Source organism: Oerskovia sp. USHLN155, assembly GCF_037145535.1.
Taxonomy (GTDB): Bacteria; Actinomycetota; Actinomycetes; order Actinomycetales; family Cellulomonadaceae; genus Oerskovia; species Oerskovia rustica.
In genome coordinates this window covers 311,141-335,156 of record NZ_JBBCXG010000004.1, presented here as the reverse complement: position 1 = coordinate 335,156, position 24,016 = coordinate 311,141, and the positions used below count along the sequence as shown (strand labels likewise).

Sequence of the window (24,016 nt, the reverse complement as noted above, 5' to 3'; positions counted from 1 at the left end):
GGGCCATCCCGCCCTGGTGCCGTCGTGGGCTCACAGGGGGTGATGGTGCGTGCGGGGGACTCCTGGAGCGGTCGGGGTGCTGTTCGTCGCCCGACGGCGGTGCTCGGCTCCGGTCGCCGCGTCGCCTGCGCGTGGGCCGCTTCGAGCGGCCCGACGGCGTCACCCGGCACCCCGGACGGGCCCGGTTCCGGCTGTCCCGGGGGCTGCTCGCGGCGACGTAGGGTCGTCTCGTGTCTTCGCGTCCCGGTCGTGCCCTCGGCAGCGTGGCGGGCCGCGTCCCGCCGCCCGCCCTCTTCGTCGTCTCGGGGCTGACCCAGTACCTCGGTGCCGCGATCGCGGTCGGGCTGTTCGCCGTCGTCGGGGCGCCCGAGGTCGCCTGGCTGCGCATCGTCGTGGCCGCCGTGCTGCTGCTCGCCTGGCGCCGCCCCTGGCGGCAGCGCTGGACCTGGCGGACGCTCGCGTGGGCCGCGGTGTTCGGCGTCGCGCTCGCCGCGATGAACGTGACGTTCTACGTCGCGATCGATCACCTGCCCCTCGGTTCTGCGGTCGCGATCGAGTTCATCGGCCCCGTGGCCGTCGCGGCGATCACCGGGCGTGGCTGGCGCGAGCGCGGCGGCATCGCCGTCGCGGCCGTCGGCGTCGTGCTCCTGGCGGGCGTGACCCTGACGTCGGACATCCCGCGGGAGGACGTCGTGATCGGGCTCGTCGCGATCGGCATCGCAGCCGCCTGCTGGGCCGCGTACATCCTGCTGGGGCGTCGCGTCGCGCTGGCCGGGTCCGGGGTCACGTCGCTGTCCGTGGCGATGACCGCGGGGGCGCTCGTGTTCGCGCCGTTCCTCGCGCCGTCGTCGGGAGCCGTGCTCGAGGACTGGCAGCTGCTGCTCGCGGTCGTCGGGATCGCGGTCTGCTCGTCCGTCGTGCCCTACGTGCTCGAACAGCTCATCCTGCGGCGCGTCAGCGCGGCGACGTTCTCGGTGCTCCTCGCGATGCTGCCGGCGACCGCGGTGGTGATCGGCGCCGTCGTGCTGCAGCAGTTCCCCTCGTGGCTCGAGCTCGTCGGCCTGCTGCTCGTCTCCGGCGCGATCGCGATGACCGCCCAGCGGACCGACCCGCCGCCCGCGTAGCCCTCACCTGGGCGGGGCGGCGGGACGGTCCTCAGAGGTACTGGCCGGGAGACGGGCGGGAGTCGTCCCCCTCGCGCTGCGCGGGGTGCCCAGGGTGCCCGGGCTGCCCCGGCATGCCCGGGACCGGGATCGCCCCCGGGGGCAGGGCACGGCGGATCTGCGAGAGCTGCGCCTGCGCGGCCATCTGCTGCGCCACCAGAGCGGTCTGGATGCCGTGGAACAGCCCCTCGAGCCACCCCACGAGCTGTGCCTGCGCGACGCGCAGCTCGGCGTCGGACGGCACGGCGTCGTCGGTGAAGGGCAGCGAGATGCGGTGCAGCTCCGCGACGAGCTCGGGCGAGAGGCCCTCCTCGAGCTCCTTGAGCGACCGCTCGTGGATCTCGGCGAGCCTGCTGCGGGCCGCCTCGTCGAGCGGTGAGTCGCGCACCTCCTCGAGCAGCCGCTTGATCATGCCGCCGATCCGCATGACCTTCGCGGGCTCCTCGACGGCCGCGCCCGGGTCACGCTCCTCGCCTGCCGTGTCCTGGCCCACGTCGTCCCGCGGCGGGACCTCGCTCCCGTCGGGGGCGATGACCGTGTATCCGCGCCTCGCCCCGTCGTCCGAGTCCGCGCCCTGCTCCCGCCCGCGCTCCGGGGGCGCGGGCTGCTCGGACGGTTCGGGGGACAGGTCGCCTCGTGCGTCGTCGCTCATGGACCCAGTCTGTCCCGAACGGTCGCCGAGCGCGACGGCCGGGCCGTTCACGGCGCGAGGCTCACGGCACGAGGAGGACCTTGCCGAACACCTCGCCCGACTCCATGAGGCGGTGGGCGTCCGCCGCCCGGTCGAGCGGCAGCCGCGCGTGGACCACCGGCCGCACCTGCCCGCCCTCGACCAAGGGCCACACGTGCGTCAGGACGTCCCGGACCAGCCGGGCCTTCTCCTGCGCGGGCCGTGCGCGCAACGTGGTCCCCGCGAGGGTCGCGCGCTTGGCGAGCAGGACGCCCAGGTCGAGCTCGCCGCGGCGCCCCTTCTGCATGCCGATCACCACCAGCCGCCCGCCCGTGGCGAGCGCCCGGAGGTTGTCGTCCAGGTACGCCGCCCCGACGACGTCGAGCACCACGTCGGCGCCTGTGCCGTCCGAGGCCTCGCGCACCGCTGCGACGAAGTCCTGCGTGCGGTGGTCGACGGCGACGTCGGCTCCCAGCGTGAGGCAGCGGGCCACGCGCTCCGGTCCGCCCGCAGTCGTGACGACGCGCGCGCCGAGCGCTGCGCCGATCTGCGTCGCGACCGAGCCGACGCCACCCGACCCGCCGTGCACGAGCAGGACGTCGCCGCGGGCGAGGTGGCCCACGTCGACCAGGTTGCTCCACGCGGTGCACACGGCCTCGGGGAGGGCCGCGCCGTCGACGAGCGAGACGCCGCTCGGCAGGGGGAGCACCTGGGACGCGCGGACGCAGACCTTCTCCGCGTATCCGCCCCCGTCCAGGAGGGCGACGACCTCGTCGCCGACGTCCCACCCTGTGAGACGCGACCCGACGGACGAAATCACCCCAGAAACCTCGAGACCCGGCCATACCGGCGCACCCGCTGGCGGGGGGTACTTTCCGGCACGTTGTAGCAGGTCAGCACGGTTCACGCCACTCGAGACGACGTCGATCAGCACCTCGTCCGGACCCGGGACGGGGTCAGGGAGGTCGGACACGGTGAGTTCCCCTGGGCCACCCGGGGCGGCTATCGTGACGGCTCGCACGCGAAAGACACTACGGCCTCGTCGACGAGGACGGGTGTCGGGCATCGTCGGAATCCTCCACGAAGCCTCCGGCTTGCCCTGGATGACCGGATTAGGTCCCTGGGGCAAGTGCACCGATAGTTAGTACGCACGTCTGGCGAGTGGGGGATGGTCGCAGCCGACCGGACCTCACGACGATCCGCTGGTCACAGGGTATGGAGAGAGGTTCGTATGCTCCGCAGGTTGAGCGTTCGCGGGAAGATCCTTGCGGCACTCGCGCTGCCTGTCTTCGTCCTGTTCCTGGCCGCAACGGTCTTCTCGGTTCAGGCGATCAACGAGGCGCGCGTGGCCAACCAGACCGTCGCCCTGGTGGAGGCCTTCGCCTCCCAAGACGTCGCCGGGAAGGCCGTCGCCGCCGAGCGCGCCGCAGAGCTCCAGCGGATGCGTGGCGTCGAGAACGCCGACGCGCTGGTCGAGGCCGCCCGCGCCGAGACCGACAAGGCGCTCGACCGACGTGACCGCATGTACGGCGACGTCAAGATGTCCATGCTGGACCCCCGCGTGTCCCGGGCCGTCGACGCGACGGTCAAGGACCGCGCCGAGCTGGACGCGCTCCGCAAGAAGATCGACAACCAGACGATCCAGGAGCTCGGCTTCACGTCGTCGTACAACACCCTGATCGACGACGCGCTCGACGTCCCCCGCGTGCTGGCCGACACGGCGCAGGACCGGGGCCTGGCACAGGTGCTCGACGCGTACGTCGCGTCGAACGTGCTCATGAGCCAGGTCGCGCTCGAGCTCCCGGTCGTCTCGTTCCTCTTCCAGGACATCGCCCAGGACCAGGCGAACGGCGGCGAGGTCACGCAGGGGGTCCGCGAGGACGCCCAGCGTGCCGCCCGACTCGTCAGCGAGGGAGAGACCAAGGCCGCGGCCGCCCGCAAGGAGGTGCGCGAGCTGCGCACCGGGCTCGCGATCCCGTCCCCGCTCGGTTCCTACGTCAACCTGCGCAACTCGCTCGCCGCCAACGCCGCGGTCGGTGTGACGAACAAGGAGGACTGGGCCACGGCCTCCGCCAACGACCTCGCGGACATCACCCCGGTCCGTGACGAGGTCCGCAAGGACGCCGGCGAGACCGCGTCGGACATCGCGGCCGCGGCCGTGACGCGAGCCGTCCTGACGATCCTCGTGACCCTCGTCGCGTTCGGCGCCAGCATCCTCGTGGCCGGTGCCATCGCCCGCCAGATCGTGAACCCGCTGCGTCGCCTCACGAGCGCGGCCCAGGACGTCCGGGACCAGCTGCCGCGCATGGTCGAGCAGGTCTCGGTGCCGGGCCAGGGCCCGGGCATCAACATCCAGCCCATCACGGTCGAGTCGAGCGACGAGGTCGGTCAGCTCGCGAACGCGTTCAACGACGTGAACTCCACGACGATCCAGGTGGCCCGCGAGCAGGCGGCCCTGCGTGGCTCGATCGCCGAGATGTTCGTCAACGTGGCTCGTCGCGACCAGGTGCTGCTCAACCGTCAGCTGGCGTTCCTCGACGACCTCGAGCGATCCGAGGAAGACGCGAACACGCTGTCGAACCTCTTCCGCCTGGACCACCTCGCGACCCGGATGCGCCGCAACGCCGAGTCCCTCCTCGTGCTCGCAGGCATCGACTCGGGCCGTCGCGTCCGGCAGCCCATGCCGGCCTCCGACGTCATCCGTACGGCGTCGTCCGAGATCGAGCTGTACGACCGCGTCCGGCTGAACCTCGTCGTCGACCCGCTGATGCTGGGGCACAACGCGCTCAACGCGGCACACCTCATCGCCGAGCTCCTCGAGAACGCGACGATGTTCTCCGAGCCGCACACGCCCGTCGAGGTCAGCACGGCGCGCGACGAGCGGTTCGTCAAGATCATCATCCGCGACCACGGTCTGGGCATGACGCCCGAGGAGATCGTCGAGGCGAACCGCAAGGTCAACGCGCACGCCGCCTCGGACGTCGTGGGTTCGCAGCGACTGGGCCTGTACGTGGTCGGGCGCATCTCCGACCGCCTCGGCGCGAGCGTCACGTTCGAGCGCGCACCCGAGGGCGCAGGCACCCTCGTCACGGTCAGCTTCCCCAACGTCCTGTTCGTGCCGGACTCGAACGTCCCGCTGCCGATGCCGACCGACCCGCTGGACAACCGCACGCAGGTCGCGGCGAACCAGCTCTCCGCGCCTCCCGCGCAGCCGTCGGCCCCCGTCTACTCGGGCCCGGCCACGACCACGACACCGCAGATCGACAACGACGCTCCCGTCGCGATCCCGGTCGACCTCGCGGCCCTGACCGACGGCGCGACCTCGACCGGCATGCCCCGTCGTCGCTCGCGCGGCATGGACCCCGCCGGGTCCGCGCCGAGCGCCTCGTTCGTCCCCGGTCCGCAGACCGGCTCGATCGTCCTGCCGCCGCTCGCGACGCCGTCGCTCCCGCTCGACCTGCCGGCCGCTCCCGAGGCATGGTCCCCGCCCGAGGGCGTGGCCTCGTCGGGCAGCTCGCTCCCGAGCCGGGCACGCGCCGCGAGCCCTGCGGAGACCACCGGGGTCATGCCGCCCGTGCAGCCTCAGTCGGCCGAGATCCCCGTGCTCGACGTGAGCACCCGCTCGGCCATGTTCTCGAGCTTCCGCGCCCTCGGTGCGGCGGACACGTCCACGTCGGAGCAGCAGGCCGTCGAGCTCGACGCCGCGCCGGACGTGTCGGCGACCGACATCTCCGTCCCGGACTTCGTGCCCGACGACGGCACGTGGGCCCCGCAGTTCGCGATCGAGCCGCTCGCACCAGCCGAGGCCCCCGTCCAGGGCGTCGAGGCGCCCGAGGCCGCGACGCACCTCGTGAGCGAGCAGACGTCCGTCGAGGCCCCCCAGCCCGAGCTCCCGCAGCGCACGCCGCCGGTCGTGAACGAGTCGCCGGTCACCGAGACCTCCGTGGCCTCGGCGGCCCCCGCGCCCGACCTCCCGCAGCGCACGGCGCAGGCGCCGCAGGCCCCGGTCCACGACGTTCCCGCGGTTCCGGCCAGCACGTACCAGGCCCCGGTCCAGCAGCAGCCCGTGCAGCAGTACCGCGAGCCGCAGGCCTACGCGCCGCAGCCGGTCCAGGAGCAGCAGCCGGTCCAGCCGGTCCAGCAGCAGGCTCCCGCAGCGCAGGCCCCGCACGAGCCGGAGGCTCGGGAGGAGATCCCGGAGGAGCTCTCGTTCGAGGCGCTCCCCAGGTTCGAGGACCTCATGGCCGACCTTCCGACGCGCAGGTCGTTGCGAGAGAGCCAGGCGCGCAAGCGCGGCATCTTCAACCGGCGACCCCGCACGGGTGCGATGCCCGTCGTGACGCCGTCGGCCGCAGCGCTCGCGTCGCAGCCGGCAGGTTCCGCACCGCACACGCAGCAGCCGATGGCCTTCCAGCAGCCGGCGCCGGTCGAGCAGGCCGCTCCGGTCCAGCAGGCGGCTCCCGTCCAGCAGCCGGTCGCGTACCAGCACCCCGCTGCGCCGACCGCGTTCGCCCCGCCGCAGGCGCCGGCAGCGGCTCCGACCACGGTCCACGAGTCCGCGGGTGCGCCGGCCGGTTCGACGCCGCTCGTGCGTCGCCCTGCGCCCGAGCCGATCGAGCCGCTGGACCCGGGCTACGTGTCGGACTCGGTCGAGGCTCGCTCGGACTGGATCGCCTCGGCGGTCCTCTACGAGGAGATGTCGACGCTGCTGCGCAACGGTCCGGAGGTCCAGGGCAAGGCGTACGCCGACTCCGCGGGGACGTACAGCCCCCAGGAGCGTTCGGACGTGACGAGCTCGGGCCTGACTCGTCGGGCTCGGACCGTGAACCGCGAGGAGTACGTCGACCGGTTCACGGCGAAGATCGATCGTGATCCGGAGCAGCTGCGGGCACGCCTCGCAGCCTTCCAGTCGGCGACCGCACGGGGACGGGTCGAGGCCGACGACGAGACAGGTTCGACGCAACCTGCCTCGCACGGCAATGATGTCCCCGACTCAGCGCCGCAGTCGCGGTGACGTACAGCTCGCGATCTGTGGCAACTGACAAGGAGGAAGTGTGAACGCGCTCAGCACCGAAGCAACCAATTTCGGGTGGTTGCTCGACAACTTCGTGCGGACCGTCCCGGGAAGCCGGCACACGCTGGTGGTGTCGGCCGACGGCCTGCTCATGGCGATGTCGGACCAGCTCGACCGCACGAGCGGCGACCAGCTCGCGGCGATCGTGTCCGGCATGTCGAGCCTGACCCGCGGTGCGGCCCGCCAGCTCAACGGGGGCAACGTCCGCCAGTCGATCGTCGAGATGGACAACGGTTTCCTCTTCCTCATGAACGTCTCGAACGGGTCGGTCCTCGGCGTCGTCGCCGAGTCGACGTGCGACATCGGGCTGATCGGCTACGAGATGGCGCTCCTCGTCTCCCGCACCGAGGCGACGTTGACGCCTCAGCTCATCTCGGAGATGCGCGGTAGCCTGCCCGTTGACGGAGCAACACGAGCCCCGGTGGGATGAGGACAGGTCGATGACGAACGCACCTTTTGGCAGCTTGGGAGCGCACAGCTCGGACTCGTACGAGGCCGCGACGGTGCGTCCGTACGCGGTGACCGGTGGACGTGTCCGCTCGGCGACCTCGGACCTCCCGCTCGAGGCGCTGGTCGAGGTGATGCCGGGTGCTGTGAACAGCTACGGCCTGCCTCCTGAGAAGCGTGCGATCCTCCAGCACGCCGCGCACAACTACGTGTCGATCGCCGAGCTCTCGGCGCTCCTGCGGATGCCCCTGGGCGTCACCCGCATCCTGGTCGCCGACCTCGCCGAGGAGAACTACCTCACGGTGCACACGTCGACCCCGCTCAACGTTCACACCGGCCACGGCAGCAGCAACTCGGGACTGTCCCTGAGCATCTTGGAGAGTGTTCTCAATGGCATTTCCACCCTCTGACGGTGCTGCCGGCCAGCCGCAGGCTGCTGGTGGCACCCTGATCACGGGCGCCCCCGGGGCGTCGGCACCCGCCGGTGCACCGGGTCCGTCGTGGGCCCCGGTCGCAGCGCCGGCGGCCGCCGCCGCGCCTGCGTCCGCGGCCCCGTCCGCGGGGTCGCCATCGGCAGCGCCGGTGCGCCAGAGCGTCCTGGGCGGCCAGCCCGGCAGCGCGCCTGCTGCTGCCCCGCAGGGACAGGCGCCCGTCGCCACGCAGCAGGCTCCGACGGTCCACCAGACGCCTCCGGCCCAGGCGCAGGCGAACCCGGCTCCGACGGCACCGCAGCCTGTCGCCCCGGCGGCCGCCCCCGCCCCGCAGGCCGCGCGCACCGCACCGACGGTCGTGAAGATCGTCGTCGCGGGCGGGTTCGCGGTCGGCAAGACGACCTTCATCGGCTCCATCTCGGACATCGAGCCGCTCAACACCGAGGCCGCGATGACGGAGCACTCGGTGGGCGTCGACGACGCGGGTGGCGTGAGCGACCGCAAGATGACGACCACGGTCGCGATGGACTTCGGTCGTATCGAGCTGCCGGGATCGCTCTGGCTCTACCTGTTCGGCACCCCGGGGCAGGACCGCTTCCTGTTCATGTGGGACGACCTGGTGCGTGGTGCGATCGGTGCCGTCGTGCTCGTCGACACCGACCGTCTGGAGCAGTGCTTCCCGGCGATCGACTACTTCGAGTCGCGTGGCATCCCGTTCGTCGTGGGCGTCAACTGCTTCGACGGCGTGGCCAAGCACAAGCTCGAGGACGTGCGCGAGGCCCTGCAGATCCCTGCTCACGTCCCGATGCTGTACACGGACGCCCGTTCACGTGCGGCGACCAAGCAGACGCTGATCTCGCTCGTGCAGCTCGCGATGCGCCAGCTTCGCTCGGGCGCTGCCTGAACCGATCCTCGGCGACCGCCCCGTGGGGGCGTCTCGTACGACGACTCACCGCGCGACGGCGGGCCACCTCTCCAGGGTGACCCGCCGTCGTCGTGGGGGGATCGTGGTGCCCGGCCGGGAGTCCGGGGCATCCGACCGCTCGGACGTGCCAGAATGTGCGTCGGAGCAACCTGGAGGGCTGACAGAGCGGCCTAATGTGACGGTCTTGAAAACCGTTGTTGCGCAAGCAACCGGGGGTTCGAATCCCTCGCCCTCCGCTTCTCGAGAGGCCCTGGACCCGCGCGGTCCGGGGCCTCTCGGCACTCGTGCAGGATTCTGACCGTCCGTCGGGGAGTGTGGACCGGACCGTCTCACCGGACCGGGCCTTGGGTGCACGCGCGCGCCGGACGGGCGATCATGTCGGGGTGACAGCAGACGCGACCGACGAACCGGGCCTGGGGCCGAGCGAGCTGGTGCGGCAGTCGGGGACCGTCCTGAGGGTCGGCCACCTCGCGCTCTCGGCAGGGACCGGCAGCTACCGCGTGAAGTCCCACATGACGCGCGTGGGCCGTGCTCTGGGGCTCGACCGCACCGCGGCGCACGTGACGCTCACCGAGATCACCGCGACGTCCTACCGGGACCGCAACTTCCGCACGGAGGTCGCGGAGGTTCGGGCCATCGGCATCAACTCGGACCGGTTGTCCGAGCTCGAGGTCTACGTCGGCGACCTGCCGGAGCGGGTCACGGCGGCCGAGGTCGACGCCGAGCTCGAACGGATCGCCACCAAGCCGCTGCTCTACGGCACGTTCCTCAACGCGCTGTGGGCCGCGATCGCCTGTGCGGCGTTCGCGTTCCTCAACAACGGCGGCGTCATCGAGTGCGGCGCGGTGTTCGTCGGGGCGTTCTTCGGACAGATGGTGCGTCGGGCCATGCTGCACAAGGGCATCAACCAGTTCGGCACCACGATGCTCGCGGCGGCCGTGGCCGCGACGGCGTACCTGCTGATCGTCCTCGTCTTCGAGAACCTGATGGGCGTCGCCGGGGGGCACGAGGCGGGCTACGTGTCCGCGGTCCTGTTCCTCGTCCCGGGGTTCGCCCTCGTGACCGCCGCGCTCGACCTCGCAAGGCTCGACTTCTCGGCCGGTATCGCCCGCATGACGTACGCCCTCATGATCCTTGCGTCGGCTGCCCTGGCGGTGTGGGCGATCTCCGCGATCGCGGGGCTCCAGCCCGACCGGCTCCCGCCGCCCGCCCTGGACGAGACGCTGCTCGTGGCGTTGCGCGCGCTCGCGAGCTTCGCGGGGGTGCTCGGCTTCGCGCTGATGTTCAACAGCCCGTGGAAGATGGCCGTGGGTGGGGCGTCGATCGGCATGGTCGCGAACGTCGCGCGCCTCGAGCTCATCGACGCGGGCTTCGCGTCGCAGGCTGCGGCCGCGGCGACCGCCCTGATCGTCGGTGTCCTCGCCGCCTATATCGCGCCTGCCATGAAGGTCCCGCGCATCACGATGTCGGTGCCCGCCGTCGTCATCATGGTGCCGGGCGTGACGGCGTACCGGGCCGTCTACGAGTTCAACAGCGGCGCCACGCTCGAGGCCCTGGCATCGACGGTCGAGGCGGGGCTGGTGATCGTCGCGCTCGCGATCGGGCTCGCGGTGGCCCGGATGCTGACGGACAAGAACTGGACGTTCGAGCGGTAGCAGGCGCGGCCCGTCCAGCCGCTGACCAGTCTTGTTGCACCGAGTGCATCGATGCACTTAGCGTAGAGACATGTCCCTGCCTGCGGTCGATCGTCGTGCTGCGCTCAAGGCCCGCCACCGGCGGGCCATCGTCGACGCCGCCGCGGCCCTGATCGGGGAGTCGGGCGGGACGAGGTTCTCGGTCGACGAGCTCGCGGAGCGTGCCGACGTCTCCCGGCGCACCGTCTTCAACCACTTCGCGTCGCTCGACGACGTCGTGACCGAGGTCTGCAGCGAGGTCGTCGGCGCAGCGCTCGACCGGCTCGACGCCATCGCGTCGGACCAGCAGGTCGGGCGGGACCAGGTGGTCCCGAGGGACCGGCCGGGCGGGGACGGAGCCGACGTCACGCTCTTCGACGAGGTCGCGGACGCCCTGCGCTCGACCGACTTCGTGACTCCCTTGGTCTACCTGACCCGCGTCCTGGGCGACGAGGGTGGCCCCTCGCCCCGGCGCGCCTTCACCCTCATCAAGGTCTTCGCCGACGTGAGCATGCGCCTCACGGCAGCCCTGGCCGCGAGCCACCCCGACGCCGACCCGTTCGACGTCGAGCTCCTCGTCGGCTCGCTCATGAGCGGGCTGATCGTGGTCTACCTCCGCTGGGTCGACGTGACGGGCGCGGTCGACGACCCGGCTGCGCGCGAGGCCTGGACCGACCTGCTCGAACGGCTCCTCGACGCGACCCGGACCGGCCACGAGCCGGTCGCCTCGTCACGCCGCACCCGCTGACCCACCCATCCGCGTACTCGCGCGCAACCGAAGGACTCTCATGGCTGAATTTCTCTACCGCGTCGGCCGCTGGTCGGCGCGACGCGCGAAGACGGTGATCGTCGCGTGGCTCGCGGTCCTCGTCGCGGCGGGCGTGGCGTTCGCGCTGGGCGCGGGCACGCTCGCGACGACCTTCTCGATCCCGGGCACCCCCACGGCCGAGGTGACCGACCGCCTGCAGAGCGACTTCCCCGACGCGTCGGGCGGGACGGGGACCGTCGTCATCCAGTCGGCTGACGGCGAGGAGCTCACCGCCGCGCAGCAGGACGAGATCGCCGGGCTGGTCGCGGACGCCTCGGAGGTCGACGGCGTCACGGCGGTCATGGACCCCTTCGTGACCGAGGCCGACCGTGCCACGCAGCAGCAGCAGGTGGAGGACGGGCGTGCCCAGGTCGAGGCCGGGCGCACGCAGCTCGAGGCCGGCCAGGCCCAGCTCGACGCGGGCCGTGCTCAGCTGGAGGCCGGCCAGGCTCAGCTTGACGCCGCCCGCGCCCAGGCGGAGGCCGCGGGCATGCTCGCGCAGGCCCAGCCGCAGCTCGACGCGCAGCAGGCGACGATCGACCAGGGGCTCGCGGCGCTCGAGACGCAGCAGACCGCCCTCGACGACGGCGCGAGCCAGCTCGAGGAGCAGAGCGCCCAGCTCGAGCAGGGAGCGACCCTGCTCGACATGGCCTCCGAGATCCGCATGGTCTCCGAGGACGGCACGACCGCGATCGTCATGATCTCGTTCACGGACCCGCAGATGGAGATCCCGCAGGAGACCAAGGACGAGCTCGTCTCGGTCTTCGACGCCGCCCCCGCGGACCTCGAGGTGCACCTCTCGGCCGACATGACCATGGGCGCCCCGAGCATCATCGGTGCGGGAGAGATCGTCGGCCTGCTGGTCGCCGCGGTCGTGCTCGTCGTCATGCTCGGCACGCTCATCGGCGCCGGCCTGCCGATCCTGACCGCCCTGATCGGTGTGGGGATCGGGGCGCTCGGCGCGCTGTCCCTGTCCGGGGTCGTCGAGATGGCGTCCGTGACGCCCGTGCTCGGGCTCATGCTCGGGCTGGCGGTCGGGATCGACTACTCGCTCTTCATCGTCAACCGGCACCGTCGACAGCTCAAGGCGGGCGACGAGCTGCACGAGTCGATCGCGCTGGCCAACGGGACGTCGGGCAACGCGGTCGTGTTCGCGGGCACCACGGTGCTCGTGGCGCTGCTCGCCCTCAACGTCACGGGCATCCCGTTCCTGGGACTCATGGGCACCGTCGGCGCGGCCTGCATCGCGATCGCGGTCCTCATCGCCGTGACGCTCACGCCTGCGCTGCTCGGCCTCGTGGGTGAACGGATCCTCAGCAAGAAGGAGCGCGCGCGCCTCGCGGGCACGGCGGCAGGTGGGTCTGGGGCCGCGACGCGCGGCGCGCAGGAGGCCCAGGGGGCCACGTCGGCGCCCGCCGAGATCCGTCCGATGTCGACCGGCTGGGCCGTGGTGCGCGTCGTCGTCGGCATCGCGGCGCTGCTGCTCGTGGCGCTGCCCGCGCTCGACCTGCGGCTCAACCTGCCGGACGGCTCGACCGAGCCGCACGACTCGACGCAGTACCAGGCGTACTCGACGCTCGCCGAGAAGTTCGGCGAGGGCCAGAACGGGACGCTGCTCGTCGTCGCCGACCTGCCTGCCGTCGAGGCAGGGTCTGAGGCCGAGGCTGCCGTCGACTCGATGACGGCCCAGGTGGAGATCGCCCAGACGCTCTTCGACCAGGAGGACGTCGTGGCCGTCGCGCCCATCGGAACGTCCGAGGACGGAACGGTCGCGGCGTTCCAGGTGGTGCCCGCCGAGGGGCCCACGAGCGAGTCGACCGAGGAGCTCGTACACACGCTGCGCGACATGTCGCCGATCGACGGGACGTACGAGATCGGCGTCGCGGGCTCGGCGAGCGGCAACGTCGACATCTCGGAGAAGCTCGCGTCCGCGCTGCCGGTCTACCTCGCGGTCGTGGTCGGCCTGTCGCTGATCATCCTGGTCCTGGTGTTCCGGTCGATCTTCGTCCCGGTCATCGCGACGCTCGGCTTCATCCTGTCGTACTTCGCCGCCCTCGGCGGGGTCGTCGCGATCTACCAGTGGGGCTGGCTGGGCGGCGTGTTCGGCGTCGAGAGCCCCGGCCCGATCCTGAACTTCCTGCCGACCATCCTGGTCGGCATCCTGTTCGGGCTCGCGATGGACTACATGCTCTTCCTCGGGTCGGGCATGCGTGAGGCGTACGCGCACGGCGCGCCGGCGCGCATCGCGGTCGTGCAGGGCGTCCGGGCCGGTCGCTCGGTCGTGACGGCCGCGGCGATCATCATGATCGCGGTGTTCGGCGGCTTCATCTTCTCGCACAGCGCGATGATCCGGCCGATCGGCTTCGCGCTCGCCTTCGGTGTGCTCGTCGACGCGTTCGTGATCCGCATGATGGTCGTGCCCGCGCTCATGCACCTCGCGGGGGACAAGGCGTGGTGGCTGCCGCGCTGGCTCGACAAGATCCTGCCCGACGTCGACGTCGAGGGGGCCTCGCTCGAGCGGCGCCACCCGCACGAGGCCGCCGGTGCCGCGGAGGCCGCTCCCGAGGACGACCTCGACAAGGACACCGCGGGCGTCCGGGGCTGACGCCCGCGGGTGCGGGCCCGTCGTGACACGGCCGGAGCCGTCCTCCTCACCGCGAGGAGGGCGGCTCCGGCGGTCGTCCGGCGTGCGCTCCGGGGCAGGAGGCGGCGGAGCGTGTGCCCCTCTCGCCACCCTGTTTTGCTCCGCAGTGCCCCGAGAAGGTAGCCTTGCGACGCTCGGTGCCTAGCATCCGAGCATGGAGACGTCGCATAGTCAGGTCTAGTGCGCCACCCTGCTAAGGTGGTAACGGGGCAACCCGTTCGAGGGTTCAAATCCCTCCGTCTCCGCTCAGGAAGGTCCCGGCTGCGTCAGGCCCGGGGCCTTTTCTGTTGTCCGGAACAGCGCACCGAGGCGACGCCCCGAGACCTCACCCCCCGCACACCGCGGCCCGACGGCGGGACGTGAGCTCCGCCGTCGGGCGCTGGTGGGCGCGGCGCGAGCCCGGGATCGGCTACCGCGTGACGTCAGGCCGCCATGGCCGACCGCACCACGAACCGGGACGCGGCCGCGCCGGCCAGCACGAGCGCCGAGGCTCCCGCGACGCACGCCAGGAACTGCAGCATCACGTCGACGTTCGCGAACGCGTTGAGCCCGATGATCGGTGCCATGAACATCAGGGCGCCCGTCGTCGCGAGGCCGACGCTCGCCACGAGCGGGATCACGGTCTCGCGCAGGCGCGCCTTGTCGAGGGTCTTGAGGTCGGTGCCCGCGAGGGTCAGCGCGCGGTACTCGCCGCGTTGGTCGATCACGCGCCCCGCCTGCATGACTCCCGTCGACACCGCGGCCAGCACGCCCGCGATCGCGAGCGTGAGGAAGCCGCCCGTCTTGAGGTCGCCCATGAACTGGGCCTCGCTCGCGTCGGCGCCCATGCTCGGGTCGAAGAGCGCGAAGATGCTCGTCATGCCCGCGATGAACGTCGCGAGCGCGACCCCGCCCACCGAGCGCCACGCCGTCTTGGGCGAGTCGACGATGCGGCGGCCCGCGAGGAGCGTCGGCACCCCCTTCGCGCGGTGAGCGGTGATCCGCCCCACGACCCAGATGACGAACGGGCCGACGACGTTGAGCGTCGCGAACCCGGCCACGAGGACCAGCACGAGGATCGTGATCCCCACGGCGTCGCTGCCGAACGACACGTTCGTCGCGACGATCATGGCGACGAAGGCCAGCCCCATGCTGATCAGGCGCACGGCCTTCATGCCGGGCGGGGTCACGCGGGCCGCGACGCCCAGGGGCGTGATCGCGACCCGGCGCAGCGAGACGGCCGCCGAGAACAGGGCGACGAGCACGACGCCCACGACCGCGAGCAGCAGCGCGGGCACGCCGACCCACAGCTCGGAGATCTCGAACGTGCGGCCCTGGAAGCGCAGCTGTGCGACCAGCGGCAGCAGGGCCGCGTAGCCCACGAGTCCCACCAGGGCGCCCACGAGCGCCTGTGCGGCAGCGTCGAGGACCGTCAGGGTCGCGACCTGCCCGGTCGTCGCCCCGGCCAGGCGCAGCGACGCCAGCCGGGCGTCTCGACGGGCCACGGCGAGACGGGCCGCCGCCCCGCCCAGCGTGACGAGGGGGATGAGCAGGAGGAGTGCGGCGACGGCCGCGAAGACCGGGTACTGGACGTCGTACGAGGTGACGTCGGCCCCCGTCCCGTCCCTCATGCCCTCGATCCCGCCGGCGCGCCCCAGGAAGGCCCCCACGCCGCCGACGACGACGAGCAGGATCGCGGTCGTCGCGGCGAACGCGATGATCGCCAGGACGTTGGTCAGCCCCTGGGGGTCGCGGCTGTCGGAGCTGCGGCGGCGCAGGAGCCACCACAGGTCGAGGGTGGCCTTCATCGGGCCGCTCCCTGCGTGGGGTCGTGCTGCGCCGCGGGTGCGCCGTTCGCGGGGTGCGCGGCCATCGCGGCGCGCGTGGCGCCCTCGGGCACCTGGGCCTGCGGGGAGGCCTGTCGTGCGGGAGCCGCGTGGAACTCGCCCGAGATGCGGCCGTCGCGCATCGTGACCGTGCGCGAGCAGTAGCGGGCCACGCCCGCGTCGTGCGTGACGATCACGAGCGCCGCGCCCGACGCCTGGACAGCGGCCGTGAGGACCGACAGGACCTCGGCCCCCGTGCCCTGGTCGAGCGCGCCCGTGGGCTCGTCGGCGAACACGACGCCGGGCGACCCGACGAGGGCGCGCGCGATCGCGACGCGCTGGGCCTGGCCGCCCGAGAGCTCGCCCGGCCGGCGCTGCTCCATGCCGGCCAGGCCCAGGTGCGCGAGCCAGGCCGCCGCGACCTGCGTGGCCTCGGCGCGCGGGGTGCCCGCGAGCATGAGCGGCAGGGCGGCGTTCTCGACCGCGGGGAGCTCGGGCAGGAGCTGGCCCGACTGGAACACGAAGCCGAAGTCCTGGCGGCGCAGGGCCGTGCGACGGCCCTCGCTCAGGGTCGTCAGGTCCTCACCGCGCCAGGACACCGTGCCCGACGTGGGCTTGACGATCCCCGCGAGGCAGTGCAGGAGCGTCGTTTTGCCCGAGCCGGAAGGGCCCATGATGGCGACGGACTCGCCGGGGGAGACCGTGAGGGAGACGCCCGCGAGGGCGTGCGTGGCGGTGTGGTCGGTGCCGTAGACCTTCGTCAGCCCGGAGGCGACGAGGGGCGAGCCGGTCGAGGGGGCAGGGCCGAGGTTCGTCATGCTCCCATCCTTCGGCGAGGGCGGGGTGCGCCGCGTCCGGCCGTGGTGGGGACCTGCCCGACGGCGCGTCATGCCCTGGGGGGACCGGTCGCCGTCCTCGCGGTGTACGCCCGACGGCGCGCCGGCCCGCATACTTGTCAGAACGAGCGGGTGTGCGGGGTCACGCTGGTTCTGACAAGTGGCCGGCGGTCAGGTCAGACGATCGGGTTCGTGAGCGTCCCGACGCCCTCGATCGTGATGGAGGAGGTCTGGCCCGGCACGACGTGCGCCGACGTGCTCGGCGACCCCGTGAGGACCACGTCGCCCGGGCCGAGGGTCAGGTGCGACGTCAGGTAGACGAGCTGTTCGACGACGTCCCACGCGAGACCCGACGTCGACGCCTCGGCCTGCGTGGCGCCGTCGACCTGGACGTCGATCGCGAGGTCGCCCGGGGTCGCGAGGTCCGTCTCGATCCACGGGCCGAGCGGCGTGAAGCCGTCCCCGTTCTTGGACTGCGTGAACTTGTCGTCGAGCGCGCTCTGCTCGTACGCCGTGACGTCGTTGCCCACGGTCCAGCCGAGGATCACGCCGGGGACCTGCTCGGGCGTCAGGTGGCGGGCGGTCCGTCCGATGACGATCGCGAGCTCGCCCTCGACCACGACCTTGCCCGCGGCCGGGTCGAGGCGCACAGGCTCGCCGGGGCCGATCACGGTGCGCGCCGACTTGGTGAACGCCTGCGGCGGGACGAGCCGGTCCGCCGGGCCGCTGTTGTGCGCCATGCCGAGCACGACCCGTGGCTCGCACGGAGCGAGGAGGCGCGTGCCGTCGACGGGGTGGGTCTCGCCCGTGCGCTCGAGGACCGGGGCGTGGTGGTCCACGACCACGGCCCACACGTCGCCGTCCTGGACGACGGGGCGAGGGCCGGTGGGGGTGTCGATCCGAGCGAGTCTCACGGTGGGTTCCTCCGTCTGCGGGCGATCGGTCCGCGGGCATTCACCCGCGAGCGTCGGCGCGGTCGTGCCGGCTGGTGCGAGGGTACAGGACATATGACGTCCGATGTGATCGGATGGCCGACCCGACGGACCGGCGTGACACTGAGGAGACCGGGCTCGCGGGCGGGGGCCCTGCGACGCGCGGCGAGGAGGGGACATCTCACCCACTGCGGACGGCGCTGCGGGACGCGGGCGGACGACCGGGGCCCTCGCCCTCGTCGGCGCGCTGGGCGTCGTCTTCGGGGACATCGGCACCAGCCCGCTGTACGCCGCGACAGCCGTCGTCGCGACGGCCCGGGGGGCCGGGGCAGAGGTCGACCGGACGTTCGTCTACGGCATGACCTCGACCGTCCTGTGGTCCCTGATCCTCGTCGTCAGCATCCTGTACGTCCGCCTCTTCCTGCGCACCGACAACGACGGCGAAGGCGGCCTCCTCGCCCTGCTCGGCCTGCTCCGGCGAACCCTCGACCGGTCCCACGGCGGACGCAGGACGGCCGTCGTGTTCACCGTCCTCGGGATGCTCGGGGCCGCGATGTTCCTCGGGGACAGCGTCATCACCCCGGCCATCTCCGTGCTGTCGGCCGTCGAAGGGCTCGAGGTCGTCGAACCCTCGCTCGCCCGGCTCGTGGTGCCCCTGGCCGTCGTGATCCTTGCGGGGCTGTTCCTGGTCGAGAGGTTCGGGACCCGGGCGATCGGGAGGCTGTTCGGGCCGGTCATGCTGCTCTGGTTCGCCACCATCGCGGCGTGCGGCGTCCGCGGGGTGCTCGAGGCGCCCGAGGTCCTGGTGTCGATCTCCCCGCACTGGGTCGTGCTCTACTTCGCCGACCACCCCGCAGCAGCCTTCCTGTCGCTCGGGGCCGTGGTCCTCGCCGTCACCGGCGCCGAGGCCCTCTACGCGGACCTCGGGCACTTCGGCAGACGCCCGATCGCCCGCGCCTGGAGCTTGGTCGTCTTCCCGGCCCTCGCCGTGAGCTATCTGGGGCAGGGCGGCCACCTGATCGCCTCGCCCGAGGCCGCCGACAACCCCTTCTTCTCGCTCGTCCCCGCGCCCGTGACCATGCCCGTCGTGGTCCTCGCGACGCTCGCGACCATCATCGCGTCGCAGGCCGTCGTGTCGGGCGCCTTCTCGGTCGTCCACCAGAGCGGTCGCCTCGGTGTGCTCCCACCGCTGCGGACCGTCCACACGTCGCCCGCGAACAGCCGACAGATCTACCTGCCCGCCGTGAACGCCCTCCTGGCCGTCGCCGTCCTCGTCGTCGTGCTGACGTTCCGGTCCTCCGCAGCGCTCGCCTCCGCGTACGGCATCGCCGTGACGCTGACCATCTCGATCACCACGGTCGTCTACCTCGCCCACGGCTGGACGTCCCGACGGCGCCTCACCGGCAGCGTGGTCGGCGCCGGCTCGATCCTCGTCGTCGTCCTCGTGCTCCTGGCCGCGAACCTCGCCAAGGTCGGCTCGGGCGGATGGCTTCCCCTGACGATCGGTGCCCTCGTGTTCGTCGTCATGGCGACCTGGTGGACGGGCCAGCGGCACGTCAGCCGCGGGCGCCTCGCGCTCGAGACCACCGTCCAGCGCGTCGAGGACGTCCTGGAGTCCCACGGCTCCGTGACCAGGACCCGGGGGACCGCGATCTTCCTCAGCAGGCACAGCGGTGTCGTGCCCCTCGCCCTGCGATCCATGGTCGAGCAGAACCACGCGCTCCAGCGCCACGTCCTGCTCGTGAGCTGGGCGACGGCCGACCGGCCCGTCGTCCCGGCCCCCGAGAGGTTCGACGTCTCGGTCGTGGGGGACGAGGGCGTCGTCCAGGTGACCGCGACCTACGGCTTCCGGGAGCGGCCACGGGTCGTGCGGCTCCTCGGCCAGGTCCAGCGCGACGCCCCCGACGCGATGCGAGGTGTCGACCTCGGGACCGCGACCCACTTCGTGTCGCTGTCCGTACCACGGCTCAGCCCGCGGTCTCGGATGCCGCGGTGGGCACAACGCCTCTTCCTCGGCCTGTACCGGATCGTGCCGGACCCCGTCGAGACGCTCGACCTGCCGCGGGAGCGGACCGTCGTGCTCGGCCGGGACGTACCGCTCTAGGCGAGACCGTGTCTCGTGCGGTGGGAGCGGCGTGATTCCGGGGTTCCTCGCCCCGCCGTGGCGGGTCGGGGTGCGGCCGACGTGGTGTCGTGCGTCACGAAGTGGCTGGTCAGACCGTATCGGTTTGAGTATCCGGCGAATCTCGTTGTAGTCTTCTCGACGGCTGCTCAAGAGAAATCACGAACAGCCGGGCGCCCGTAGCTCAACGGATAGAGCATCTGACTACGGATCAGAAGGTTGGGGGTTCGAATCCCTCCGGGCGCACAGTACGCGAAGGCCAGGAACCGCAAGGTTCCTGGCCTTCGTGCTTTTCCGATGTGGTGTCGAGCCCGGGGCCGGTGTCGCCGTCCGACAGAAGGACGACACCGACCCCGGGCTCGCGAGGAGCCCCGAGCGCCTCAGGAGAGGTGGGCGCGTGGAGCCCCGAGGGCGGTCAGCTGCATCCGGCCGCCTCGTAGCCGGTCACGATCTCCGTGGAGATCGGACCGGATCCTGTGTCGCCCGTCGCGGTCACGGTGACCTCGCCGGCCGGGATGCCGACGGCCCGGGTCGCGAAGGACTGCTGGGCGGACTTGCCCGGTGCCACGCCCGCGAAGGTCTTGCGACCGTGCGGGGTCTCGACGACGACGTCCACCGGGACGTCCTCGCCGTTGGTGGCGCGGACCGTGAGCGTCGTGCGGCCCGCGACACACTTGGGAGCGACCGTCACGGCGACGTCGAGCACGGGCTGCTCGACGTCGGGCTCGTCGAGGAAGATGCCGCCGATCACGGCGTTCGGCCCGGTCACCTTGTCGGCCTTGACCCGGACCGAGGACTCGATCCGGTACGTGAGCCACACGCCCGCGGCGTTGTCCGAGACCGAGAACGCCGGGTAGAGGACCGAACCGTCGGCACGCAGCACCTGGAGGTTCTGCGTCCTCGCCGTGTCGTGGCTGTTGACGTAGACCGACAGGTCGTAGACCGAGCCCTCGGGGACCGTGACGTCGACCGCCGCCCCGGCGCCGAACCAGGTCGACGCACGACGCGCGGCGCCGTCGGGCGGGACCTGGAGCGCCGACCGCTTGGTGGTGCTCTGCTCCCACGTCCAGGCCTGCGTACCCGTCACCGGAACGACCGTGACGCCCTGGGGGAGCTGCGTCCCGACCTGAGGGATCGAGTAGCCCGCCGTCCCGTACTTCCCGATCCAGCTCCCCTGGGTCGAGGTGTCCTGGCGAGGCGTGCCCTCGGGCGGTACGCCGACCCCGGACCCGACGGCCTCGAAGACGTCGAGCGTCATCGACCAGTTGACCCCGGGGTTCGAGCGGAACACGAGGTAGACGTCGTGCGTCCCCGCGGGGGCGGTGACCGGCGTCGGGTCCGTCTCCTTGAACGTGAACCACCCGCCCGTGCTGTTCACGGGTGTCGTGGCTACGAGCTGACCTGTCGGCGACCCGAGGCGCATCTCGATCCGGCCGCCGCCCTCCGGACCGGCCGACACGCGGTAGCGCACGGCGTCGATCCCCTGGAAGTTCATGTCCTCGTAGCGCAGCCAGTCGTTGTCCTGGATGTCGCCCACGTACTGGCCGAGCTCGGCGGCCGCGTTGTTCTCGACCGCGACTCCCTTGGCCTCGTCCCAGTAGTGCGCCTGGAAGCGCGTCGGGCGGTACACGTTGGTCGCGCTCGTCGTGATCGGCTGGACGCCCGCGGCGCCCCCCTTGTCGGTGTAGCGCGCGTCGATGACCCAGAACGCGTCGGCCTCGAGGTGCCCCTCGTCGAGGATGGTCGACGCCTCGCCCTCGCACGCGTTGACGGGCAGGGTGGGGTGCGCGTGCTCGTCGTGGCCCAGGGCCGGCTGCACCGTGACGTCCTGGCAGTCGATCTGGCCGTCCTCGGCGTCGGTCACCTCGACCTTCCACGGCAGGACGTCGTTCCAGCGGAAGAAGCTGCCGTTCGGCGGAGCCGTGATCGTCACGACCGGGCTCGTGTTGCCCACGACGATCGGCACCGTGGCGGTGCCCGTCTTGGCGGACTCGGTCCGCTCCGTGACGGTCAGGCGCGCCTCGAAGTTCCCGTTGGTCGTGTAGACGTGCGTCGGGTTCTGCTCGGTCGAGGTGCTGCCGTCGCCGAAGTCCCACGCGAAGTCGAGGTCGTCGCCGTCCCGGTCGACGGTGCCCTCGCTCGAGAACGTCACGCTCAGCGGGGCGAGGCCCGTCGTGACGTCGGCCGCGGCCTTGGCCGTGGGTGCCCTGCCGTCGGCGGCGTAGTCGACGCGGTACAGACCCGAGTTCGGGTTGTCGCGACCGAAGCCGCCTCCCCACTCGAGGAGGTACAGCGCGCCGTCGGGCCCGAACTGCAGGTCGAGCGGCGAGAGGAACTGCTGGTTGGACAGCACCGGGTTGATCGCGAGGAGCGAGCCGTCCGCGGCGAGCGGGAACTCCTTGATGAAGTTGCGCCCCCACTCGAAGAACAGCGGCGTGCCACTGAAGTACTCGGGCCACTTGCGGTCCGAGTCGAGCGCCTCGTCGAAGTGGTAGACCGGTCCGGCCATGGGCGCACCCGCGCCGCTGCCGAGCTGCGGGAACTCCGCGGACGCGCCGTACGAGTAGTAGACCTCCGCGGGGATCGACGGCGGGAGCTCGGTCAGGCCGGTGTTGTTCGGGGACGTGTTGACCGGGTTGGCGCAGTCGAACTTCGCACCCGACGTGTTCGTCACGAAGTCGAAGTCGTTGTACGCGATGTTGTTGGCGTGGCAGTACGGCCAGCCGTAGTTGCCCGGGGCCTTGATGGACTGCCACTCGACGTAGCCCGCGGGGCCGCGGTTCGGGTTGGCGCTGCCGGCGTCGGGCCCGTAGTCGGCGAGGTAGACCGTGCCGTCGACGTCGACCGTGAAGCGGAACGGGTTGCGGAAGCCCATCGCATAGATCTCGGGACGGGTCTTGTCCGCGGTGTCCTGGGCCTCGGGGAAGAGGTTGCCCTCGGGGACCGAGTAGGTACCGTCCGGCTCGGGCGTGATGCGCAGGAGCTTGCCGCGCAGGTCGTTGCTGTTGGCCGACGTGCCCTGGGCGTCGAAGTGCGCGCGGCCCGGACGCTCGTCGATCGGGGTGTAGCCCGAGGACTCGAACGGCACGACGTCGTCGCCGACCGACAGCCACAGGTTTCCCTGGCCGTCGAAGCGCAGGGTGCCGCCCGTGTGCCCGATCTCCTTGTCGTCGCGCCCGGCCGGGATCTCCAGCATCACGACCTCGGTGTCGAGCTGCATGGTGTTGCCCTCCATGGTGAAGCGGGAGAGCCGGTTGACCGAACCTGCGGCCTGGGGCGAGTAGTACAGGTACACCCAGTTGTTCTGGGCGAACTGCGGGTCGAGCGCCAGGCCGAGCATGCCGTCCTCACCGCCCCCGTACACGGGGATCGTCGCGGCCGTCACGGTGCTCTGGAGCTCCGGGTCGTAGATGCGCACCTGCCCGCGGACGAGCTCGGTGAAGAAGACGCGGCCGTCGCCGGCCACCGCGATGCCCCACGGAGCCGAGGTGTTGGTGTCGAGCGGGACCTTGTCGAAGTCGTCCCACACCGTGCCGCCGCAGTCACCGGCCTCGACGCCGGCCGCGTAGCGGATGCCGCCCAGCGCGTGCTTGCGGACGTTCTCCTCGCTGTACGAGGACTTGGAGTGCCCGACCGAGGTCACCCACGTCCGGCCGCCCTCGTAGTCCGCGCACCACGTGACCGGGTGGTCGACCATGCGTCCGGGGGTCGACGTCGGGACGCTCGTCGGGTCGAGCTGGGCGAGCACGTGCTTGTCGCCACGGACCGACTTGGTGAAGCCGTACCACTCCTCGTTGCGCTCCCACCGCTCGGGCAGGTCGGCGGTCGAGGGGTGGTCGCGGTCCACGACCGCCATCTCGCCCGTGGTGCCTGCGGCGGAGTGAGCGGTGAACTCGGTCCCGATGAGCGAGCGGTAGAACGGGAAGCCCGGTTCCATGTCGAGCGGGTTGTGCATCGCGACGACGCCGCCACCCCCGCGCACGTACTTCTCGAAGGCCTTCTCCTCGGCCGCGTCCCAGACGTCACCGGAGGCCTGAGCCAGGACGATCACGTCGAAGTCCGCGAGCCCCTCGTCGGTGAAGAGTGCCGAGTCGGTCGCCTGGACGACCTCGAACCCGCCCGCCGCCGCGAGCTCGTCCCACATGGCCTTGGCCTCGGGGACCGAGTCGTGCACGAACCCGGCGGTCTCCGAGAAGATCAGCGCCCGGAACTCGGGCGCGTCCGGGTGCTCGTGCCCCTCGTGGGCGGTGGCCGGTGCTGTCAGTACGCCTGCCAGTCCTGTGGACAGTGCCAGGCAGGCCGCTATCGCGGCCCCTCTTCGCGTTCTCATCCGTGCTCCCTCGTGTCCGCTTCGTTGCGTCGGGCCCCTGCGATCTGTTCGTCCGTCGATCTGGCGACTTTTGATTGATGGTCGTCAGAACGTGATCGTGATGCTAGTGTCGGCGTCACCACTTTGCAATACTGGTCGGTATGGTGAGTGCGTGCA

15 protein-coding genes and 3 tRNA genes are annotated in these 24,016 nt (G+C 71.7%); 12 read left to right on the top strand and 6 right to left on the bottom strand.

All coding sequences use genetic code 11. The features are described 5' to 3' along the window. Positions 1 to 230 precede the first annotated feature (230 nt). The gene (locus WFH32_RS07815) at positions 231 to 1,124 is read left to right on the top strand and encodes an EamA family transporter (protein WP_318244150.1); all 894 of its coding nucleotides are present in this window, start codon (positions 231 to 233) and stop codon (positions 1,122 to 1,124) included. Between the two features lie 31 nt (positions 1,125 to 1,155). Here WFH32_RS07815 and WFH32_RS07810 read toward each other — a convergent pair whose 3' ends face one another. Together WFH32_RS07810 and WFH32_RS07805 are read right to left on the bottom strand one after the other, a co-directional pair. Then, the gene (locus tag WFH32_RS07810; RefSeq protein WP_225228177.1) at positions 1,156 to 1,815 is read right to left on the bottom strand and encodes a bacterial proteasome activator family protein; all 660 of its coding nucleotides are present in this window, start codon (positions 1,813 to 1,815) and stop codon (positions 1,156 to 1,158) included. 61 nt (positions 1,816 to 1,876) lie between these two features. Further along, positions 1,877 to 2,899 carry an NAD(P)H-quinone oxidoreductase gene (locus WFH32_RS07805; RefSeq protein ID WP_336706802.1) on the bottom strand — a complete coding sequence of 341 codons (1,023 nt, stop codon included), beginning with the start codon at positions 2,897 to 2,899 and terminating at the stop codon, positions 1,877 to 1,879. Positions 2,900 to 3,076: 177 nt separating this feature from the next. Here WFH32_RS07805 and WFH32_RS07800 point away from each other — a divergent pair, with 177 nt between their 5' ends. From WFH32_RS07800 to WFH32_RS07760, 9 genes are all read left to right on the top strand, one after another. Then, the gene (locus WFH32_RS07800; RefSeq protein ID WP_336706800.1) at positions 3,077 to 6,847 is read left to right on the top strand and encodes a sensor histidine kinase; all 3,771 of its coding nucleotides are present in this window, start codon (positions 3,077 to 3,079) and stop codon (positions 6,845 to 6,847) included. A gap of 40 nt (positions 6,848 to 6,887) precedes the next feature. Then, positions 6,888 to 7,337, top strand: coding sequence for a roadblock/LC7 domain-containing protein (locus tag WFH32_RS07795; RefSeq protein WP_030151141.1), 450 nt, complete (start codon positions 6,888 to 6,890; stop codon positions 7,335 to 7,337). Positions 7,338 to 7,347: 10 nt separating this feature from the next. Then, the gene (locus WFH32_RS07790; RefSeq protein ID WP_030151140.1) at positions 7,348 to 7,764 is read left to right on the top strand and encodes a DUF742 domain-containing protein; all 417 of its coding nucleotides are present in this window, start codon (positions 7,348 to 7,350) and stop codon (positions 7,762 to 7,764) included. Positions 7,765 to 8,143: 379 nt separating this feature from the next. Beyond that, positions 8,144 to 8,689, top strand: a complete 546-nt coding sequence (locus WFH32_RS07785; protein WP_084690016.1) for a GTP-binding protein — start codon at positions 8,144 to 8,146, stop codon at positions 8,687 to 8,689. A gap of 172 nt (positions 8,690 to 8,861) precedes the next feature. Then, a tRNA-Ser gene (locus WFH32_RS07780) sits at positions 8,862 to 8,946 on the top strand. Positions 8,947 to 9,093: 147 nt separating this feature from the next. Next, positions 9,094 to 10,365, top strand: coding sequence for a threonine/serine ThrE exporter family protein (locus WFH32_RS07775; RefSeq protein ID WP_336706797.1), 1,272 nt, complete (start codon positions 9,094 to 9,096; stop codon positions 10,363 to 10,365). A gap of 70 nt (positions 10,366 to 10,435) precedes the next feature. Continuing rightward, on the top strand, positions 10,436 to 11,131 hold the full coding sequence (locus WFH32_RS07770) for a TetR/AcrR family transcriptional regulator (protein ID WP_336706796.1): 696 nt from the start codon (positions 10,436 to 10,438) through the stop codon (positions 11,129 to 11,131). Between the two features lie 40 nt (positions 11,132 to 11,171). After that, positions 11,172 to 13,796, top strand: coding sequence for an MMPL family transporter (locus tag WFH32_RS07765; RefSeq protein ID WP_336706794.1), 2,625 nt, complete (start codon positions 11,172 to 11,174; stop codon positions 13,794 to 13,796). 195 nt (positions 13,797 to 13,991) lie between these two features. After that, positions 13,992 to 14,080: transfer RNA gene (locus tag WFH32_RS07760), tRNA-Ser, on the top strand. Positions 14,081 to 14,257: 177 nt separating this feature from the next. Here the strand turns inward: WFH32_RS07760 and WFH32_RS07755 are convergent. The 3 genes from WFH32_RS07755 to WFH32_RS07745 all read right to left on the bottom strand — a co-directional run bounded on the left by WFH32_RS07755 (position 14,258) and on the right by WFH32_RS07745 (position 17,390). After that, positions 14,258 to 15,622: an FtsX-like permease family protein gene (locus WFH32_RS07755; protein WP_336706793.1), complete on the bottom strand. Its 1,365-nt coding sequence runs from the start codon at positions 15,620 to 15,622 to the stop codon at positions 14,258 to 14,260. Then, positions 15,619 to 16,458: an ABC transporter ATP-binding protein gene (locus WFH32_RS07750; protein WP_336706792.1), complete on the bottom strand. Its 840-nt coding sequence runs from the start codon at positions 16,456 to 16,458 to the stop codon at positions 15,619 to 15,621. The genes WFH32_RS07755 and WFH32_RS07750 overlap by 4 nt, the downstream gene beginning before the upstream one ends. A 194-nt stretch (positions 16,459 to 16,652) precedes the next feature. Continuing rightward, entirely contained in the window at positions 16,653 to 17,390 is a 738-nt protein-coding gene (locus WFH32_RS07745) for a fumarylacetoacetate hydrolase family protein (protein WP_191796550.1), read from the bottom strand. Between the two features lie 196 nt (positions 17,391 to 17,586). Between WFH32_RS07745 and WFH32_RS07740 the strand changes: the two genes are divergently transcribed. Together WFH32_RS07740 and WFH32_RS07735 are read left to right on the top strand one after the other, a co-directional pair. Next, positions 17,587 to 19,512 carry a KUP/HAK/KT family potassium transporter gene (locus WFH32_RS07740; protein WP_336706830.1) on the top strand — a complete coding sequence of 642 codons (1,926 nt, stop codon included), beginning with the start codon at positions 17,587 to 17,589 and terminating at the stop codon, positions 19,510 to 19,512. A gap of 191 nt (positions 19,513 to 19,703) precedes the next feature. Further along, positions 19,704 to 19,776: transfer RNA gene (locus WFH32_RS07735), tRNA-Arg, on the top strand. Positions 19,777 to 19,945: 169 nt separating this feature from the next. Here WFH32_RS07735 and WFH32_RS07730 read toward each other — a convergent pair. Continuing rightward, on the bottom strand, positions 19,946 to 23,860 hold the full coding sequence (locus WFH32_RS07730; RefSeq protein ID WP_336706790.1) for a ThuA domain-containing protein: 3,915 nt from the start codon (positions 23,858 to 23,860) through the stop codon (positions 19,946 to 19,948). Between the last annotated feature and the right edge of the window lie 156 nt (positions 23,861 to 24,016).